Origin of the sequence: uncultured Parasphingopyxis sp. (assembly GCF_937129435.1) — a bacterium.
Taxonomy (GTDB): Bacteria; Pseudomonadota; Alphaproteobacteria; order Sphingomonadales; family Sphingomonadaceae; genus Parasphingopyxis.
Window position 1 is genome coordinate 23715 of the sequence record NZ_CAKZNF010000031.1, and the last position, 16975, is coordinate 40689.

The window sequence follows — 16975 nt, forward strand, 5'->3', positions numbered from 1 at the left end:
CCGCCAATGGCTTTCGGATGAGGGCGGGCTAGCGGCCGGGTCTTCGCCGTCCCTCGATCATCGGCTCTTCGGCCGGGGCGTCGACAGGTTCGGATGCCGCCTCCGCCATTTGCTGTCGCAGCTCTTCGGGCGCGCTGTTCTCGATCCAATGCTCGTCGGGCAGGCCGTAAAGATCGTCGAACAGGTCCATCGGGATGGCAAAGGGCCGGCCGCTGTCAGAGTTCGACAGGACGACAATACCGGTCCGGAGCCGAGGATCGAACATGATCGCCGCGCGATAGCCGCGCACGGCCCCACGATGCACGATCAGCTCATGTCCGGCATAACGGTAAATACGCCACCCGAGCCCGTACCAGGTGTCCTCGATCCGCTCCGAATAGCGGCGGTTTCGCCGGTCCTCGCGATCGGTGCGCACGACGGGCGCGTGGATGCGGCGCAGGACGGCCGGCGAGACGATACCCGGCGCCTCGCCCATCTGGACCTGCATCCAGCGGGCAAGGTCGCGGATCGAACCGTTCATGCCGCCGGCGGCCGGAATCCGGTAATAGGGTTCGACGACTTCGACCTCATTGCGTTCGCGGTCGTGGCTGCGGGCCCAGCTCTCGCTCGCCATCAACCCCCGGCGTGTCAGGCTCGCCGAATCCATGCCCAGCGGGGTGAACAGCATTCGCTGCGCTGCCGTTTCGTAGCTCATGTCCGACACCGCCGAGACCATTTCGCTCGCCGCGTCATAAGCGATGTTCTGGTAGTTGAAGCAGTCGCCGGGCGGGCAGGGCGAATCGACGGTCGCAAGATCGCCGCGCAACGCGCGCGGGTCCTCGCCATCTTCGAGCTTGCCGTCAAAGGCGTTGCGGGTCAGCCCGAGACGGTGGCTCAGCAGGTCGACGACGCGCGCCTGCCGCTCGCCGCCATTGGGCAGGCGCAGGCTGTGCTGATAATGGGTCACGGGCGCATCGAGATCGATCTCGCCGTCTTCTTCCAGCATCGCGAGGAGCGTCGAGGCGATGCCCTTGGAGAGCGAGGCCCAGCGGAACACCGTATCGACCGTGACCGGGTCGCGCGATCCGGCCAGCGTCTCGCCATAGCCCTTGGCGAATGTCACCTCGCCATCCTCGACGACCGCCACGGCGAGGCCCACCATCTGCGGATCGGCCATCATCGTCGTCAGGCGATAATCGAGGAGCCTGTAGTCGATCCGCCCCGACCGCGCTTCGGTATGGACGAGCGGGCCTTCGACGACGGCCGGGCTGCTGGCGTCGATCGGAACGGTCAGCCCGCTGCTTGCGATGCTGTCCGAAACACCGATCAACCGCGCGAGAACAAGCACGCCTATGGCGACGACGCCGAGTGTGAGGTAAAGGGATAAACGCTTCATGGGACCCGCCTTTGATATAGGCGTACCGGCGGAGCAATAAAATTACCCCGGCCATTGACCCGTGGATGGGCCACAGTTATATGCCCGCCCGTCTCGAGCGCAGGGTCCGGAACGCTTCCGATTCCACGCAAACGGGACAAGAGCTTGAACATTGCCATTGGCGTGTAACGGGTCTTGCGGAACCGAACATGGTCATCCGTGAGGCCTTTGTGCGTTTACGGCTTCGGTCGGGGCGCACTGACGTGCCTTGGTAAAGTAACTGAAAAGGTGAAGGGCTTCATGCCGACGATCAACCAACTGGTCCGCAAGGGCCGCACGCCGCAAAAGGCGAAGAGCAAAGTGCCCGCGATGGAGGCGAACCCGCAGAAGCGGGGGGTCTGCACGCGTGTCTATACGACGACCCCGAAAAAGCCGAACTCGGCTCTGCGCAAGGTGGCCAAGGTTCGCCTGACCAACCAGCGCGAAGTCATCAGCTATATTCCGGGCGAAGGGCACAATCTGCAGGAGCACTCGGTGGTGCTGATCCGCGGCGGTCGTGTGCGCGACCTTCCCGGCGTGCGCTATCACGTGCTGCGCGGCGTTCTCGACACGCAGGGCGTGAAGGATCGCAAGCAGAGCCGTTCGAAATACGGCGCCAAGCGTCCCAAGTAACCTGATCGTCGAAAAGGTAGATAGAAGATGTCTCGTCGTCGCCGTCCCGAAAAGCGGGAAATCCTGCCCGATCCCAAATTTGGCGATCTGGTGCTTTCGAAATTCATGAACAACCTGATGTACGACGGCAAGAAGTCCGTCGCCGAAGGTATCGTCTACGGTGCGCTCGACCAGGTCGAAGCGCGCGCCAAGACCGATCCGGTCGCGCTGTTCCATGACGCGCTGAACAACATCAAGCCGGGCGTCGAGGTCCGCAGCCGCCGCGTCGGCGGTGCGACCTATCAGGTGCCGGTCGAGGTCCGCCCCGATCGCGCCCAGGCGCTCGCCATTCGCTGGCTGATCGGCGCCGCGCGCGGCCGCAACGAGAAGACGATGGCCGCGCGCCTGTCTTCCGAACTGATGGACGCCGCCAACAATCGCGGCAACGCGGTGAAGAAGCGCGAGGACACGCACAAGATGGCCGAAGCCAACCGCGCCTTCTCGCACTACCGCTGGTAGCGCAGGGCTCCCAAGCCCCCATATAGCAATCACGAACCCGCCGGGACGGCCCCGGCAATGGAGCATAAAATGGCCCGCGACACTTCGATCGACATGTATCGCAATATCGGCATCATGGCCCACATCGATGCCGGTAAGACGACGACGACCGAACGCATCCTCTACTACACCGGCAAGTCCTACAAGATCGGCGAAGTCCATGACGGCGCCGCGACGATGGACTGGATGGAGCAGGAGCAGGAGCGCGGGATCACGATCACGTCCGCGGCCACTACTACGTTCTGGCGCGACCATCGCATCAACATCATCGACACGCCCGGTCACGTCGACTTCACCATTGAAGTCGAGCGCGCGCTGCGCGTGCTGGACGGCGCGGTCGCGGTGTTCGACGGCGTTGCCGGCGTCGAACCGCAGTCGGAAACGGTGTGGCGCCAGGCCGACCGCTACAAGGTTCCGCGGATGTGCTTCGTCAACAAGCTCGACCGCATGGGCGCGAACTTCGAAATGTGCGTCGACATGATCAAGGACCGCCTCGGTGCGACGCCGCTCGTGGTGACGCTGCCGATCGGTCTCGAATCGAACCTCAAGGGCATTGTCGACCTCGTCGCCAACAACGCGATCATCTGGAAAGACGAATCGCTCGGCGCCGAATTCGAGATCACCGATATTCCGGAAGACCTGAAGGATGCCGCCGAAGCCGCGCGCACCGAGATGATCGAGCTCGCCGTCGAACAGGACGACGATGTCATGGAGGCCTATCTCGAAGGCAACGAACCCGACGTGGAAACGCTGAAGAAATGCATCCGCAAGGGTACGCTTGCCCAGGCGTTCGTTCCCGTGCTTTGCGGTTCGGCGTTCAAGAATAAGGGCGTCCAGCCGCTGCTCGACGCTGTCGTCGACTATCTGCCGAGCCCGCTCGACGTGCCGGCGATCAAGGGCGTCAAGCCGCATGGCGAAGGCGAGGAAGAGGTCGAGGACACGCGCCCGGCCGACGACGAAGCGCCGTTCTCTGCGCTCGCGTTCAAGATCATGAACGACCCGTTCGTGGGTACGCTGACCTTCTGCCGCGTCTATTCGGGCAAGCTCGGCCGTGCCGACCAGGTGCTCAATTCGGTCAAGGATTCGAAAGAGAAGATCGGCCGCATGCTGCTGATGCACGCGAACGACCGTGAGGACATCGATAACGCCTATGCCGGCGACATCGTCGCGATCGCGGGTCTCAAGGACACGACGACGGGCGACACGCTGTGCGCGCAGAACGCCCCGATCATTCTCGAGCGCATGGACTTCCCCGATCCCGTGATCGAGGTTGCCGTGGAGCCGAAGACGAAGGCCGACCAGGAGAAGATGGGCATCGCGCTCAATCGCCTCGCTGCCGAGGATCCCAGCTTCCGCGTCACCAGCGACGAGGAATCGGGCCAGACGATCATCAAGGGGATGGGCGAGCTCCACCTCGAGATTCTCGTCGATCGCATGAAGCGCGAATTCAAGGTGGACGCCAATGTCGGCGCGCCGCAGGTCGCCTATCGCGAGAGCCTGAAGCGCGAGGTCGAACTGACCTACACGCACAAGAAGCAGTCGGGCGGCTCGGGCCAGTTCGGTGAGGTGAAGGTTGTCGTTTCGCCCGGCGAACGCGGCGCCGGCATCGAGTTCATCGACGAGGTCAAGGGCGGCAACATCCCGCGCGAATATATTCCTTCTGTCGAGAAGGGCATGCGCGAGACGGCCGAGACCGGCTATCTCATCGGCTTCCCGATCATCGATTTCCAGATCCGTCTGATCGATGGTAAATATCATGACGTCGACTCATCGGCGCTCGCCTTCGAAATCACCGGTCGCGCCGCGATGCGCGAGGTGGCCGAGAAGGCCGGCATCAAGCTGCTCGAGCCGGTGATGAAGGTCGAGGTCGTGACACCGGAAGAATTCATGGGCGACGTGATCGGCGACCTGAACTCCCGCCGCGGGCAGGTGCAGGGCACCGACAGCCGCGGAAACGCGCAGACGGTGGACGCGATTGTCCCCCTTGCGAATATGTTCGGCTACGTTAATGAGCTTCGCTCGTTCACGCAGGGCCGTGCACAATACACCATGCAGTTCTCCCATTATGAGGAAGTGCCGCAACAGGTTGCCGATGAGGTGAAGGCGAAACTTGCCTGACCCTTTGTGTGTTTGACGATTTGAAGAGACGCTAGAAAGACAAGGACGTTTAAAATGGCAAAAGCGAAATTTGAGCGCAACAAGCCGCACTGCAACATCGGCACCATCGGCCATGTTGACCACGGCAAGACCACGCTGACCGCGGCGATCACCAAGGTCCTGGCGGAAGAGTTCGGCGGCGCGGCCGTCGACTTCGCCAATATCGACAAGGCGCCCGAAGAGCGCGAGCGCGGCATCACCATTTCGACGGCGCACGTCGAATATGAGACCGGCGAGCGTCACTATGCGCACGTCGATTGCCCGGGCCACGCCGACTATGTGAAGAACATGATCACCGGTGCCGCCCAGATGGACGGCGCGATCCTCGTCGTGAACGCCGCCGACGGCCCCATGCCGCAGACGCGCGAGCACATCCTGCTCGCCAAGCAGGTCGGCGTGCCGGCGATGGTCGTCTACATGAACAAGGTCGACCAGGTCGACGACGAAGAGCTTCTCGAGCTCGTCGAACTCGAAGTCCGCGAACTGCTTTCGAGCTACGAATTCCCGGGCGACGATATTCCGATCGTCAAGGGTTCGGCGCTTGCCGCCCTCGAAGGCCGCGACGACGAGATCGGCAAGAACTCGATTCTCGAGCTGATGAAGGCCGTGGACGATTATATTCCGCAGCCGGAACGCCCGCTGGATCAGGACTTCCTGATGCCGATCGAAGACGTGTTCTCGATCTCGGGCCGCGGCACGGTTGTGACCGGCCGTGTCGAGACCGGTGTCGTGAACGTTGGCGACGAAGTCGAAATCGTCGGCATCAAGGACACTTCGAAGACGACCGTTACGGGCGTCGAGATGTTCCGCAAGCTGCTCGATCGCGGCGAGGCCGGCGACAATATCGGTGCGTTGCTCCGCGGCATCGAGCGCGACGGTGTCGAGCGCGGCCAGGTTCTGGCCAAGCCCGGTTCGATCACGCCGCACACCGACTTCTCGGCCGAAGTCTACGTCCTGTCGAAGGACGAGGGCGGCCGTCACACGCCGTTCTTTGCCAACTATCGTCCGCAGTTCTACTTCCGGACGACGGACGTCACCGGTGAGATCACGCTGCCCGAGGGCACCGAGATGGTCATGCCTGGCGACAATGTGACGCTCGGCGTGAAGCTGATCGCCCCGATCGCCATGGACAAGGGCCTGCGCTTCGCCATTCGCGAAGGCGGCCGGACGGTCGGTGCAGGGGTTGTCGGCGACATCACTGCATAGTATAGGACTGCCAAGCCCGCCCGATTCCCTTCGCGGAATCGGGCGGCTTGTTTCGTTATTAGTGAATTGAAGGCCCGGTTTCGGCCGGGTTTGGCTCTTTCTCATCGGTAGTTGGACATGGAAACGCAGAATATCCGCATTCGCCTGAAGGCGTTCGATCATCGTGTGCTCGATCAGGCCACGGGCGATATTGCAGACACGGCGCGCCGCACCGGCGCCCTGATTCGCGGCCCCATTCCGATGCCGACGAAGAAAGAGAAGTTCACGGTGAACCGCGGGCCGCACGTCGACAAGAAGTCGCGCGAGCAGTTTGAGGTTCGGACGTACAAGCGGCTGCTCGATATCGTGCAGCCCACGCCGCAGACGGTCGACGCGCTCATGAAGCTCGATCTGGCCGCCGGCGTCGACGTCGAGATCAAGCTCGCCTAGCGAGTAGCGTTTCCGCTTCGGCGGAGACATCGGGATACCGCACGGCAATGCCGTGGGCTGCGTCCCCCGTCTTTTTGCAAAGGCTGCGGCCTGCGCGAAAGCTCAGCCCGGACGGGGCGATGCATGACAATTTGGGCTGGCATGCCCGTCGGGATGGTTCCGGCGGGCCTCTGTGTTGGAGGTTTGAACGATGCGCACTGGCGTTATCGCGAAGAAAATGGGCATGACCCGCCTGTTCCAGGCGGACGGCCGGCATGTGCCGGTAACCGTCCTGCAGATGGACGGGTGTCAGATCGTGTCCGTCCGCGAAATGGAGCGGGACGGCTATACGGCCGTTCAGCTCGGCGCGGGCACCGCGAAATCGAAAAATGTGTCGAAGCCCGTTCGCGGCCATTTCGGCAAGAACGAGGTGGAGCCCAAGGCGCGCGTCGTGGAATTTCGCGTCGCCGAAGATGCGTTGCTGCCGGTCGGCGCGACGATGACGGCCGACCATTTCGTCGCCGGCCAGCTCGTCGACATCACAGGCCAGACGCAGGGCAAGGGCTTTGCCGGCGCCATGAAGCGGCACGGCTTCGGCGGTTTGCGCGCGACCCACGGCGTTTCGGTCTCGCACCGTTCGCACGGTTCGACGGGTAACCGGCAGGATCCGGGCAAGGTCTTCAAGAACAAAAAGATGGCCGGCCATATGGGCGACCGTCAGCGCACCCAGCAGAATCTGGAAATCGTGCGCACGGACGCCGCGCGCGGCCTGATCTTCGTCAAGGGTTCGGTGCCGGGCCACAAGGGCGCCTGGCTGATCGTCAAGGACGCCGTAAAGGTTCCGATGCCGGAAGGTGCGCCTTATCCGGGCGCGCTGCGTCGCAACGCCGACGAGATCGAACATGAAGAGGCCCCGGCCGGCATGGTCGAATCGGGCGCCGAGCACGAGGCCGAGACCGGCCCGACCGACGCCGAGATCGCGGCCGCCGCCGAGGAAATGGAAGCCAACCAGGCTGCCGAAACCGAATCCGATGACACCACCGAAGGCGATGCCGCCTCGGATGACGAGAAGAAGGAGGGCTAAGCCGTGAAGGTCAAGGTGAAGACCCTCGACGCCAAGGCAAAGGGCGATATCGAACTCAACGATGCCGTGTTCGGCGTCGATCCGCGTGCCGATATCCTGCACCGCGTCGTCAACTGGCAGCTCGAAAAGCGTCGCCCGACCGCGCGCCCGACGCGCGAACGGGCCGATGTTGCCCGCACCGGCAAGAAGTACGGCGCGCAAAAGGGTTCGGGCAATGCCCGCCACGGCGATCGCCGCGCCCCGATCTTCATCGGCGGCGGCAAGGCCCATGGTGCCCGCAAGCGCGACTTCAATCCTTCGCTGAACAAGAAGGTGCGCGCGCTCGGCCTGAAGATGGCGCTCAGCGACAAGGCGAAGTCCGACCAGCTGATCATCATCGAGAATGCCGATCTGAAGGACGCCAAGACGAAGGCGCTCAAGGGCCATTTCGAAAAGCTCGGCTTCGGCCGAACGGCGCTCGTCATCGACGGCGAGACGGTGAATGACGGCTTCCGCAAGGCGGCCGGCAACATCGTCGGCGTCGATGTGCTGCCCGCGATCGGTGCCAATGTGTACGACATTCTCAACCACGAGACGCTGGTCCTGACCCGCGCCGCGGTTGAAAAGCTGGAGGCCCGCTTCAATGGCTAAGAAGAAGGACGCGGCGGTTTCCCTGGCGCATTACGATGTGATCAAGGGCCCGCACATCACCGAAAAATCGACGCTGCTCGGCGAGCACGGCGCGGTGGTCTTCCAGGTCGCCAAGCAGGCGAGCAAGCCGGAGATCAAGGCGGCCGTCGAGGCGCTGTTCGACGTGACTGTGACGGGCGTCAACACGCTGAATCAGAAGGGCAAGTCGAAGCGCTGGCGGGGTCGCCCCTATAAGCGCAGCGACGTCAAGAAAGCGGTGGTTACCCTTGCAGAGGGTGATTCCATCGACGTGACCACGGGGATCTAACGATGGCACTGAAGAAAGCCAAACCGACGAGCCCTGGCCGGCGCCATCTCGTCATCGTCGACAAGTCGGGCCTCTGGAAGGGTGGTCCGGTCAAGGCGCTCGTCGAAGGCAAGCGCAAGACCGGTGGCCGCAACAATATGGGCCATGTCACCTCGCGCGGCATCGGCGGCGGTCACAAGCAGAAGTATCGCAAGGTCGACTTCAAGCGCCGCAAATGGGACGTTGAGGCGACGGTCGAGCGGATCGAATACGATCCCAATCGCTCGGCCTTCATCGCGCTCGTCAAATATGCCGACGACGAACTCGCCTATATCATCGCGCCGCAGCGGCTCGAAGTGGGCGATACGGTCGTCGCGGGCGAGAAGGTCGATACCAAGCCCGGCAACGCGATGTTGCTCGGCCAGATGCCGGTCGGCACGATCTGCCACAATATCGAGATGCGCCCGGGCAAGGGCGGGCAGATCGCCCGCGCCGCCGGTACCTATGCGCAGATCGTCGGTCGCGACCGCGGCATGGTGATGATCCGGTTGAAATCGGGCGAGCAGCGCTACATTCCGGCCAATTGCATGGGCACGGTGGGCGCGGTTTCGAACCCCGACAACGCCAACACCTATTTTGCCAAGGCCGGCCGCAATCGCTGGCGCGGCAGGAAGCCGCTGACCCGCGGTGTCGCCAAGAACCCGGTCGATCACCCGCATGGTGGTGGTGAGGGCAAGACCTCGGGTGGCCGTCACCCGGTCTCGCCGACGGGCAAGCCCACCAAGGGCGCCCGGACCCGTAATCCCAAGGCTGCCTCGAACAAGATGATCATCCGTTCGCGGCACAAGAAGAAGAAGAGGTAAGCCATGGCCCGTTCCGTCTGGAAAGGTCCGTTTGTCGACCTGCATCTCCTGAAAAAGGCCGAAGACGCGCAGGACGCGAATTCGAACAAGCCGATCCAAACCTGGTCGCGCCGTTCGACGATCCTGCCGCAGTTCGTCGGCCTGACGTTCAACGTGCACAACGGCCGCAAGTTCGTGCCGGTGTCGGTCAACGAGGACATGGTCGGGCACAAGCTCGGCGAGTTCGCTCCGACGCGCACCTATTTCGGCCATGCCGCCGACAAGAAGGGCAAGCGCTAAAATGGGACAGGCAAAGAATCCCCGCCGCGTCGCCGATAACGAGGCGTTCGCCGTCGGCACCGCGATCCGCGGTTCGGCGCAGAAGCTGAACCTCGTCGCCGGTCTCATTCGTGGCAAGAAGGCCGAAGAGGCGCTGAACGTGCTTTCGTTCTCGAAGCGCGCCATGGCCGTCGACGTCAAGAAGGTGCTCGCCTCGGCGATCGCCAATGCGGAGAACAATCATAATCTCGATATCGATGCGCTGGTCGTGTCGGAAGCGAGCGTCGGCAAGGCGATCACGATGAAGCGCTGGCGCGCCCGCGCCCGCGGCCGTTCTGCTCGCATCGTCAAGTCGTTTAGCCGCATCCGCATCGTCGTGCGTGAGGAGGAAGACGCGTAATGGGTCATAAATCCAACCCGATAGGCATGCGCCTGCAAATCAACCGGACCTGGGACAGCCGATGGTACGCCGAAGGCCATGACTATGGCCGGCTGCTGATGGAGGATCTCAAGATCCGCAAATACATCATGGAAACGGTGCCGCAGGCGGCGATTTCCAAGGTGGTGATCGAGCGTCCGGCGAAGCTGTGCCGCATTTCGGTCTATGCCGCGCGCCCCGGTGTCATCATCGGCAAGAAGGGCGCCGACATCGAGAAGCTGCGCAAGGCTCTTGGCGCGATGACGGAAAGCGACGTGTCGCTGAACATCGTCGAGATCCGCAAGCCCGAAGTCGATGCCAAGCTCGTCGCCCAGTCGGTCGCCGACCAGCTGGAGCGCCGCATCGCCTTCCGCCGCGCCATGAAGCGCGCGGTGCAGTCGGCGCTGCGTCTCGGTGCCGAGGGTATCAAGATCACTTGCGGCGGCCGCCTCGGCGGTGCCGAGATCGCGCGGACCGAATGGTATCGCGAAGGCCGCGTTCCGCTGCACACGCTGCGCGCGAACGTCGATTATGCCGAGGTTCCGGCGCACACCGCCTATGGCGTGTGCGGCGTAAAGTGCTGGATCTTCAAGGGTGAGATCCTGGCGCACGATCCGACGGCGCAGGACCGGCTGATGGTCGAGGCTCAGACCTCGGGCGTGCGTCCGGCGCGGCGATAGAGTTTATTAGAGAAGGTACGGCACGATGCTGCAACCCAAACGGACCAAGTTCCGCAAGGCCTTCAAGGGCCGTATCCACGGCAACGCCAAGGGCGGGACCGAGCTGAATTTCGGCGCCTATGGCCTCAAAGCCATGGAACCCGAGCGGATCACCGCGCGCCAGATCGAGGCGGCTCGCCGCGCGATCACGCGTCACATCCGCCGCCAGGGCCGCTTGTGGATCCGCATCTTCCCGGACGTTCCGGTTTCGAAGAAGCCGGCCGAAGTCCGCCAGGGCAAGGGCAAGGGTTCGCCCGAATATTGGGCCGCGCGCGTCAAGCCGGGCCGGATCCTGTTCGAGCTGGACGGCGTTCCCGGTCCGCTCGCCAAGTCCGCTTTCGAGCGGGCGGCGGAGAAGCTGCCGATCAAGACCAAGGTGGTCGCCCGCCTTGGCGAGAGCGTGAATTAGGAGCCGGGCAGATGGCACGACCGATTGAAGACCTGAAGGTCAAGAATGACGACGAGCTCAAGGCCGATCTCGCCGATCTGAAGCGCGAGGCGTTCAACCTCCGTTTCCAGGCGGCGACCAGCCAGCTCGAAAAGCCCGCGCGCATCAAGGAAGTGCGCCGGAACATCGCTCGCATAAAGACGCTGCAGGCTGAACGGGCCGCGGCGTCCGGCGAGGCATAAGGAGTTTATCATGCCCAAGCGCGTGCTGACGGGTGTTGTCGTTTCGGACAAGACCGACAAGACGGTGGTGGTGAAGGTGGAGCGCAAGGTGAAGCACCCGCTCTACGGCAAGATCATCCGCCGTTCGAAGAAATATCATGCCCATGACGAGGCGAACGAATTCGCCGAAGGGCAGACCGTGCGGATCGAAGAGACCCGTCCGATCTCCAAGCTGAAGACCTGGAAGGTCCTCGGCACGGTGGAAAGCGACAAGGCGACCAAGGTGGTCGGCAAGGTCGACATCCAGGAGAGCGACGAGGTCGATCTCGAGGCGGCGCGCGAAGGCAGCCCGCAGGACGGCAAGAAGAAGGCCGAGGAAAAGACCGAGGCGTAACGAATTCCCGCAAGGGATTGGAAGCAAGCCCGCTTTGGCGGGGCAATGAAGAAGGAACGGATCGATGATCCAGATGCAATCTGTTCTCGACGTCGCCGACAATAGCGGCGCGAAGCGCGTCCAGTGCATCAAGGTGCTGGGCGGCTCGAAGCGCCGCACGGCCAGCGTCGGCGACATCATCGTGGTCTCGGTGAAAGAGGCCGCGCCGCGCGGACGCGTCAAGAAGGGCGACGTTCACAAGGCCGTGATCGTGCGCACCCGCAAGGACGTGAAGCGCCCCGACGGCTCGACCATCCGTTTCGATTCGAATGCGGCCGTGCTCGTGAACAACAACAAGGAGCCGATCGGTACGCGTATCTTCGGACCCGTAGTTCGCGAACTGCGCGCCGCGCGTCACATGAAGATCATCAGCCTTGCACCGGAGGTGCTGTAAAAATGGCCGCCAAGATTCGCAAAGGCGACAAGGTCGTCGTGCTCGCCGGTAAGGACAAGGGCCGTCACGGTACCGTGACCCAGGTCCTGCCGAAGGAAAATCGCGTGCTTGTCGACGGGATCAACGTAAAGGCCCGTCATCGCAAGCCCACGCAGCAGAACCCGCAGGGCGGCATCGACCGAGTCGAAGCCCCGCTGCACATGTCGAACGTCGCGCTGGAAGATCCGAAGACCGGCAAGCCCACGCGCGTTCGCTTTGAAGACAAGGACGGCAAGAAGGTTCGCGTCGCGGCGCGTTCCGGGGAGACGATCGATGGCTGATTACACGCCGCGGCTTCGCACCGCCTACAAGGAACAGATCGCCAAGGCGATGACCGAAAAGTTCGGATACACGAACCCGATGCAGGTTCCGCGTATCGAAAAGGTCGTGCTCAACATGGGCGTCGGCAAAGCGGTCGACGACAAGAAGCGCGTCACGAACGCTGCCGAAGAGATGGAGAAGATTTCCGGCCAGAAGCCGGTGATCACGCTCGCCAAGCAGTCGATCGCCGGCTTCAAGCTGCGCGAAGGCAATCCCATCGGCTGCAAGGTCACGTTGCGCGGCGATCGGATGTACGAATTTATCGACCGGCTGGTGACGATCGCCATGCCTCGCATTCGCGACTTTCGCGGGCTCAATCCCAAGAGCTTCGACGGTCGTGGCAATTTCGCCATGGGCCTCAAGGAACAGGGTATCTGGCCTGAGATCAAATATGACGAAATCGACGAACAGCGCGGCATGGACATTATCGTGACCACCACGGCGCAAACGGATGACGAGGCGCGCGAATTGCTGCGCCTGTTCAACTTCCCGTTCCCGCCGGAGGAAGTGCCGGAAACCACGAACGAAGAGCAGAAGGAAGCGGCGTAAGCCGTTCTCCCTCGCATAAAGGAGCGAGAACTTAAGTCATGGCGAAACTGAGTTCCATTCAGAAGAACGAAAAGCGCAAGCGTATGGCCAAGAAATATGCGGCCAAATACGCGAAGCTGAAGGCGATCGCGAACGACGAAAGCGTCGACGAGACCGAACGCCTGATGGCGCGCCTCAAGATGGCGGAAATTCCGCGCAACGCGAACCCGACCCGCATCCGCAACCGGTGCGAGCTGACGGGCCGTCCGCGCGGTTACTACCGCAAGTTCAAACTCTCGCGCATCGCGCTCCGGGACCTGGCCAATAAGGGCCTCATCCCCGGTGTGACGAAGTCGAGCTGGTAGGAGTTGGCGGAATGTCGATGAACGATCCGATCAGCGATATGCTGACCCGCATCCGCAACGGCCAGCGGGCCCGCAAGGACAGCGTCATGACGCCGGCGTCCAAGATGCGCGCACGCGTGCTGGAAGTGCTCCAGCGCGAAGGCTTTATTCGCGGATTCAGCGAGGAAGAGCTCGGCAAGCATAAGGGCCTGCGCATCGAGCTGAAATATTTCGAAGGCCAGCCGGCGATCCAGCACCTGCAGCGTGTTTCGACCCCCGGCCGCCGCGTCTATTCGGGTTCGAAGGACCTGCCGCGCGTGCGCAACGGCCTGGGCATCACCATCGTGTCGACCCCGCGCGGCGTCCTTTCCGACGCCGAAGCACGCGAGCAGAATGTCGGCGGCGAAGTGCTGGCGGAGGTATTCTAGTCATGAGCCGTATCGGAAAACGACCGGTCGCGCTGCCCGACGGGGTATCGGCCGAAATTTCGGGACGCGAGCTGAGCGTCAAGGGCCCCAAGGGCACGCTTTCGATGACGCTGATCGACGATATCTCGTACACGATCGAGGATGGCGAGATTCTGGTGAAACCCGCCAACGACACCAAGCGTGCGCGGGCCTTCTGGGGCATGCAGCGGACTTTCGTCGCGAACCTCGTCGAGGGCGTGTCGGAAGGCTATTCCAAGGTGCTCGAGATCACCGGTGTCGGCTACCGCGCGCAGGCCCAGGGTAAGACGCTCAAGCTGCAGCTCGGCTATAGCCACGATGTCGATTACGAGATTCCCGAGGGGATCACGATCAACACGCCCGATCAGACCACGGTCGAGATCAGCGGCATCGACAAGCAGCAGGTCGGCCAGGTCGCCGCGGAAATCCGCAAGTGGCGCAAGCCCGAGCCGTACAAGGGCAAGGGCATCAAATATCGCGGCGAGTATGTTTTCCGCAAGGAAGGAAAGAAGAAGTAGTCATGAACAAGCGAATGACTCCTTTCGAAAAGCGCCGCCAGCGCGTGCGCGTCGCCCTGCGGCGCAAGGCGGGCGATCGCCCGCGTCTCTCGATCCACCGGACCGGGCGGCACATCTACGCGCAGGTGATCGACGACAAGAAGGGCTCGACGATCGCGTCGGCCTCGACGCTCGACAAGGACGCCAAGGCCAAGTCCGGCGCCAATGTCGATGCGGCGGCCGAGGTCGGCAAGCTGGTTGCCGAGCGTGCGACCAAGGCCGGCGTCAAGCGCGTCGTGTTCGATCGCGGCGCCTTCCTGTTCCATGGGCGCGTGAAAGCGCTCGCCGATGCCGCCCGCGACGGCGGACTGGAGTTCTGATCGATGGCTGAAGACAAGAAGACCGAAGCCGAAACGCCCAAGGCCGAAGCCGAGGACAAGAAGTCCGACGCCGAAAGCGCCAAGCCCGAAGCCGAAGCCAAGAAGCCCGAAACCGAGGCCGGTGCGGCGGCGGACGAGGCGGTTGCGGATGAGGGCAAGGCCGAGGCGGAAGCAGCACCCGAGCCCAAGGCGCCTGCCAAGGCCGCCGAGGAAGCCGAAGTGGCGACCCCGCTGGTCGAGGAAAAGCAGCTTTCGAACGAGAACACCGTTCAGGCGGTCAGCAACCCGTCCGAGAACACCTCGTCGCGCAGCCGTGGGCCGCGTGGCGGTCGTGGTGGCGGCGGTGGCCGTGACAATCGCGGCGGTGGCCGTGGTCGTGGTGGCCGCGACAATCGTCGCGACGATGACGGCGAGGATCTGGTCGAGAAGCTCGTCCACATCAACCGCGTCTCGAAGACCGTAAAGGGCGGTAAGCGTTTCGGCTTCGCCGCGCTGATGGTCGTCGGCGACGGCAAGGGCCGTGTCGGTTTCGGTCATGGCAAGGCGCGCGAAGTGCCGGAAGCCATCCAGAAGGCGACGGCGGCTGCGAAGAAGGACATGATGCGCGTTCCGCTGCGTGACGGTCGTACGCTGCATCACGACGGTAACGGCCGCTTCGGCGCCGGTCGCGTGACGGTCCGTTCGGCGCCTGCCGGTACCGGCATTATCGCGGGTGGCCCGATGCGCGCCATCTTCGAAAGTCTGGGCGTTGCCGATGTCGTGACCAAATCGGTCGGGACGTCCAACCCCTACAACATGATCCGTGCCACGTTCGAGGCGCTGAAGGACCAGACGAGCCCGAAATCGGTCGCGGCCCGCCGCGGTCTGAAGGTTGCCGAACTGGTTCGCCGTCGCGGCGATGTCGGTGCGGAAGAAGCCAAGGCCGAGGCCGAGGCGGTGGCGGAGTAATCACCAATGGCTGACAAGAAAATCAAGGTCACCCAGACGGGTTCGCCGATCCGGCGCCCGATCGTGCAGCGCCAGACGCTGATCGGCCTGGGCCTCAACAAGATGCACAAGACCGTCGAGCTTGAGGATACGCCCGCCGTGCGCGGCATGATCCGCAAGGTCCAGCACATGGTGTCGGTCGAGGAATAGAGTGAATTCCCCTCCCGCTTGCGGGAGGGGGGGGCAGTTTTTAGCGCGAAACAAGCGAAAGCGAGTGCAAGACATGAAAATCAACGATCTCAAAGACAATGACGGTGCCCGCAAGGACCGTGTCCGCGTCGGACGCGGCATCGGTTCGGGCAAGGGCAAGACCGGCGGACGCGGCATGAAGGGCCAGAAGAGCCGTTCGGGCGTCTCGATCAACGGTTTCGAGGGCGGCCAGATGCCGCTCCACATGCGGATCCCGAAGCGCGGCTTCAACAATCCCTTCGGCAAGGACTATGCCGAGGTGAACATCGGCGCCGTGCAGAAGGCGATCGACGCAAAGAAGATCGATGCGAAGAAGGACATCGACCACGAAGCGCTGAAGGCCGCGGGCCTCGCGCGCGGCGGCAAGGATGGCGTCCGTCTGCTCGGCAAGGGCGAGATTTCCGCCAAGGCCAATTTCAAGGTTGCCGGCGCATCGAAGGGTGCCGTCGAGGCCGTTGAGAAGGCCGGCGGGAAAGTCGACGTCGTTGCCAAGCCTAAGGCGGAAGCGCCCAAGGCCAAGAAAGCCGACGCCGAATAACAGCCTGTCCGGGGCGGGGCTTGCCCTCGGACAGGTCCGCCCCGATATAACGGTCTTTGCGGACCGGGGGATTTAAGTCGATATGGCAAGCAACGCCAATGCCGCAGCCGGAATGAATCTGGGCAAGTTCGCCCAGGCGACCGAACTGCGTCAGCGCATCTGGTTTACCCTTGGCGCGCTGATCATCTTCCGGATGCTGTCCTTCGTGCCATTGCCCGGCATCGATCCGGTGGCGTTGCAGCAGGTCGTCGATTTCACGCAGGACAATACCGGCGGCGGCGGCATCCTCAACGTCTTCAACACCTTCTCGGGCGGTTCGCTTGAGCGTATGTCGATCATCGCGCTCGGCGTCATGCCCTATATCACCGCCTCGATCGTCGTGCAGATGGCGGCGGCGCTCTCGCCGACGCTCAACGCGATCAAGAAAGAGGGCGAGAGCGGCCGCAAGAAGCTCAACCAGTACACGCGCTACGGCACGGTCGGCCTGACCGCCGTGCAGGGCTATTTCCTCGGCGTCGGCCTCGAAACGCTGGCCGGCGCGCAGGGGCAGACGGTGATCGTCTCCGACAGCATCATGCTGTTCCGTATCGGCGCTGTAGTCAGCCTTGTCGGCGGCACGATGTTCCTGATGTGGCTGGGTGAGCAGATCACCGAGCGCGGCATCGGCAACGGCGTCTC

General features: G+C 63.1%; 26 protein-coding genes and 1 pseudogene. 26 read left to right on the plus strand and 1 reads right to left on the minus strand.

Going from position 1 to position 16975, the window contains the following annotated elements; translation table 11 throughout:
• Positions 1-28: 28 nt before the first annotated feature.
• The gene (locus tag Q0139_RS05950; RefSeq protein ID WP_298018921.1) at positions 29-1375 is read right to left on the minus strand and encodes a serine hydrolase; all 1347 of its coding nucleotides are present in this window, start codon (positions 1373-1375) and stop codon (positions 29-31) included.
• 279 nt (positions 1376-1654) lie between these two features.
• On the opposite strand from Q0139_RS05950, the gene rpsL reads away from it, so the two are divergent.
• The 26 genes and pseudogenes from rpsL to Q0139_RS06080 all read left to right on the plus strand — a co-directional run.
• Positions 1655-2026 (plus strand): 30S ribosomal protein S12, encoded by a 372-nt coding sequence (rpsL, locus tag Q0139_RS05955; protein ID WP_067108793.1) that lies wholly within the window; start codon positions 1655-1657, stop codon positions 2024-2026.
• 27 nt (positions 2027-2053) lie between these two features.
• Positions 2054-2524, plus strand: coding sequence for a 30S ribosomal protein S7 (gene rpsG / locus Q0139_RS05960; RefSeq protein ID WP_298018930.1), 471 nt, complete (start codon positions 2054-2056; stop codon positions 2522-2524).
• Between the two features lie 69 nt (positions 2525-2593).
• Positions 2594-4681, plus strand: coding sequence for an elongation factor G (gene fusA / locus Q0139_RS05965; protein WP_298018933.1), 2088 nt, complete (start codon positions 2594-2596; stop codon positions 4679-4681).
• Positions 4682-4735: 54 nt separating this feature from the next.
• Positions 4736-5926: an elongation factor Tu gene (gene tuf / locus Q0139_RS05970; protein ID WP_298018936.1), complete on the plus strand. Its 1191-nt coding sequence runs from the start codon at positions 4736-4738 to the stop codon at positions 5924-5926.
• 117 nt (positions 5927-6043) lie between these two features.
• Positions 6044-6355 (plus strand): 30S ribosomal protein S10, encoded by a 312-nt coding sequence (gene rpsJ / locus Q0139_RS05975; protein ID WP_298018940.1) that lies wholly within the window; start codon positions 6044-6046, stop codon positions 6353-6355.
• Between the two features lie 190 nt (positions 6356-6545).
• A complete protein-coding gene (rplC, locus tag Q0139_RS05980; RefSeq protein WP_298018943.1) occupies positions 6546-7418 on the plus strand; it encodes a 50S ribosomal protein L3 in 873 nt (290 codons plus the stop codon).
• A 3-nt stretch (positions 7419-7421) separates the two neighbouring features.
• Positions 7422-8048 carry a 50S ribosomal protein L4 gene (rplD, locus tag Q0139_RS05985; protein ID WP_298018947.1) on the plus strand — a complete coding sequence of 209 codons (627 nt, stop codon included), beginning with the start codon at positions 7422-7424 and terminating at the stop codon, positions 8046-8048.
• Complete coding sequence (locus Q0139_RS05990; protein WP_298018950.1) at positions 8041-8355, plus strand: 50S ribosomal protein L23; 315 nt, start codon at positions 8041-8043, stop codon at positions 8353-8355. Before rplD ends, Q0139_RS05990 begins: the two co-directional genes overlap by 8 nt.
• A gap of 2 nt (positions 8356-8357) precedes the next feature.
• The gene (gene rplB / locus Q0139_RS05995; RefSeq protein ID WP_298018952.1) at positions 8358-9197 is read left to right on the plus strand and encodes a 50S ribosomal protein L2; all 840 of its coding nucleotides are present in this window, start codon (positions 8358-8360) and stop codon (positions 9195-9197) included.
• A gap of 3 nt (positions 9198-9200) precedes the next feature.
• Positions 9201-9476, plus strand: a complete 276-nt coding sequence (gene rpsS / locus Q0139_RS06000) for a 30S ribosomal protein S19 (protein WP_298018955.1) — start codon at positions 9201-9203, stop codon at positions 9474-9476.
• 1 nt (position 9477) lies between these two features.
• Complete coding sequence (gene rplV / locus Q0139_RS06005) at positions 9478-9855, plus strand: 50S ribosomal protein L22 (RefSeq protein ID WP_298018958.1); 378 nt, start codon at positions 9478-9480, stop codon at positions 9853-9855.
• Positions 9855-10553, plus strand: coding sequence for a 30S ribosomal protein S3 (gene rpsC / locus Q0139_RS06010; protein ID WP_298018961.1), 699 nt, complete (start codon positions 9855-9857; stop codon positions 10551-10553). Before rplV ends, rpsC begins: the two co-directional genes overlap by 1 nt.
• A 25-nt stretch (positions 10554-10578) precedes the next feature.
• Complete coding sequence (gene rplP, locus Q0139_RS06015) at positions 10579-11001, plus strand: 50S ribosomal protein L16 (RefSeq protein ID WP_298018964.1); 423 nt, start codon at positions 10579-10581, stop codon at positions 10999-11001.
• A gap of 11 nt (positions 11002-11012) precedes the next feature.
• Positions 11013-11222 (plus strand): 50S ribosomal protein L29, encoded by a 210-nt coding sequence (gene rpmC, locus Q0139_RS06020; protein ID WP_298018967.1) that lies wholly within the window; start codon positions 11013-11015, stop codon positions 11220-11222.
• 10 nt (positions 11223-11232) lie between these two features.
• Positions 11233-11469 (plus strand): annotated as a pseudogene (gene rpsQ, locus Q0139_RS06025) (30S ribosomal protein S17); the annotation flags it as partial.
• Between the two features lie 190 nt (positions 11470-11659).
• Entirely contained in the window at positions 11660-12028 is a 369-nt protein-coding gene (gene rplN / locus Q0139_RS06030) for a 50S ribosomal protein L14 (RefSeq protein WP_298018970.1), read from the plus strand.
• A 2-nt stretch (positions 12029-12030) separates the two neighbouring features.
• Positions 12031-12348 (plus strand): 50S ribosomal protein L24, encoded by a 318-nt coding sequence (gene rplX, locus Q0139_RS06035; RefSeq protein ID WP_298018974.1) that lies wholly within the window; start codon positions 12031-12033, stop codon positions 12346-12348.
• A complete protein-coding gene (rplE, locus tag Q0139_RS06040; RefSeq protein ID WP_298018977.1) occupies positions 12341-12937 on the plus strand; it encodes a 50S ribosomal protein L5 in 597 nt (198 codons plus the stop codon). The genes rplX and rplE overlap by 8 nt, the downstream gene beginning before the upstream one ends.
• A gap of 38 nt (positions 12938-12975) precedes the next feature.
• A complete protein-coding gene (rpsN, locus tag Q0139_RS06045; protein WP_298018980.1) occupies positions 12976-13281 on the plus strand; it encodes a 30S ribosomal protein S14 in 306 nt (101 codons plus the stop codon).
• Positions 13282-13292: 11 nt separating this feature from the next.
• Complete coding sequence (gene rpsH / locus Q0139_RS06050) at positions 13293-13688, plus strand: 30S ribosomal protein S8 (RefSeq protein WP_298018983.1); 396 nt, start codon at positions 13293-13295, stop codon at positions 13686-13688.
• Between the two features lie 2 nt (positions 13689-13690).
• The gene (gene rplF / locus Q0139_RS06055) at positions 13691-14224 is read left to right on the plus strand and encodes a 50S ribosomal protein L6 (RefSeq protein WP_298018986.1); all 534 of its coding nucleotides are present in this window, start codon (positions 13691-13693) and stop codon (positions 14222-14224) included.
• Positions 14225-14226: 2 nt separating this feature from the next.
• Positions 14227-14583: a 50S ribosomal protein L18 gene (rplR, locus tag Q0139_RS06060; RefSeq protein ID WP_298018989.1), complete on the plus strand. Its 357-nt coding sequence runs from the start codon at positions 14227-14229 to the stop codon at positions 14581-14583.
• A gap of 231 nt (positions 14584-14814) precedes the next feature.
• On the plus strand, positions 14815-15531 hold the full coding sequence (rpsE, locus tag Q0139_RS06065) for a 30S ribosomal protein S5 (protein WP_298019000.1): 717 nt from the start codon (positions 14815-14817) through the stop codon (positions 15529-15531).
• Positions 15532-15537: 6 nt separating this feature from the next.
• The gene (gene rpmD, locus Q0139_RS06070; protein WP_298018992.1) at positions 15538-15720 is read left to right on the plus strand and encodes a 50S ribosomal protein L30; all 183 of its coding nucleotides are present in this window, start codon (positions 15538-15540) and stop codon (positions 15718-15720) included.
• Between the two features lie 73 nt (positions 15721-15793).
• Entirely contained in the window at positions 15794-16297 is a 504-nt protein-coding gene (gene rplO, locus Q0139_RS06075) for a 50S ribosomal protein L15 (protein ID WP_298018995.1), read from the plus strand.
• A gap of 82 nt (positions 16298-16379) precedes the next feature.
• On the plus strand, positions 16380-16975 hold a 596-nt coding region (locus Q0139_RS06080), incomplete at its 3' end, for a preprotein translocase subunit SecY (RefSeq protein WP_367180734.1).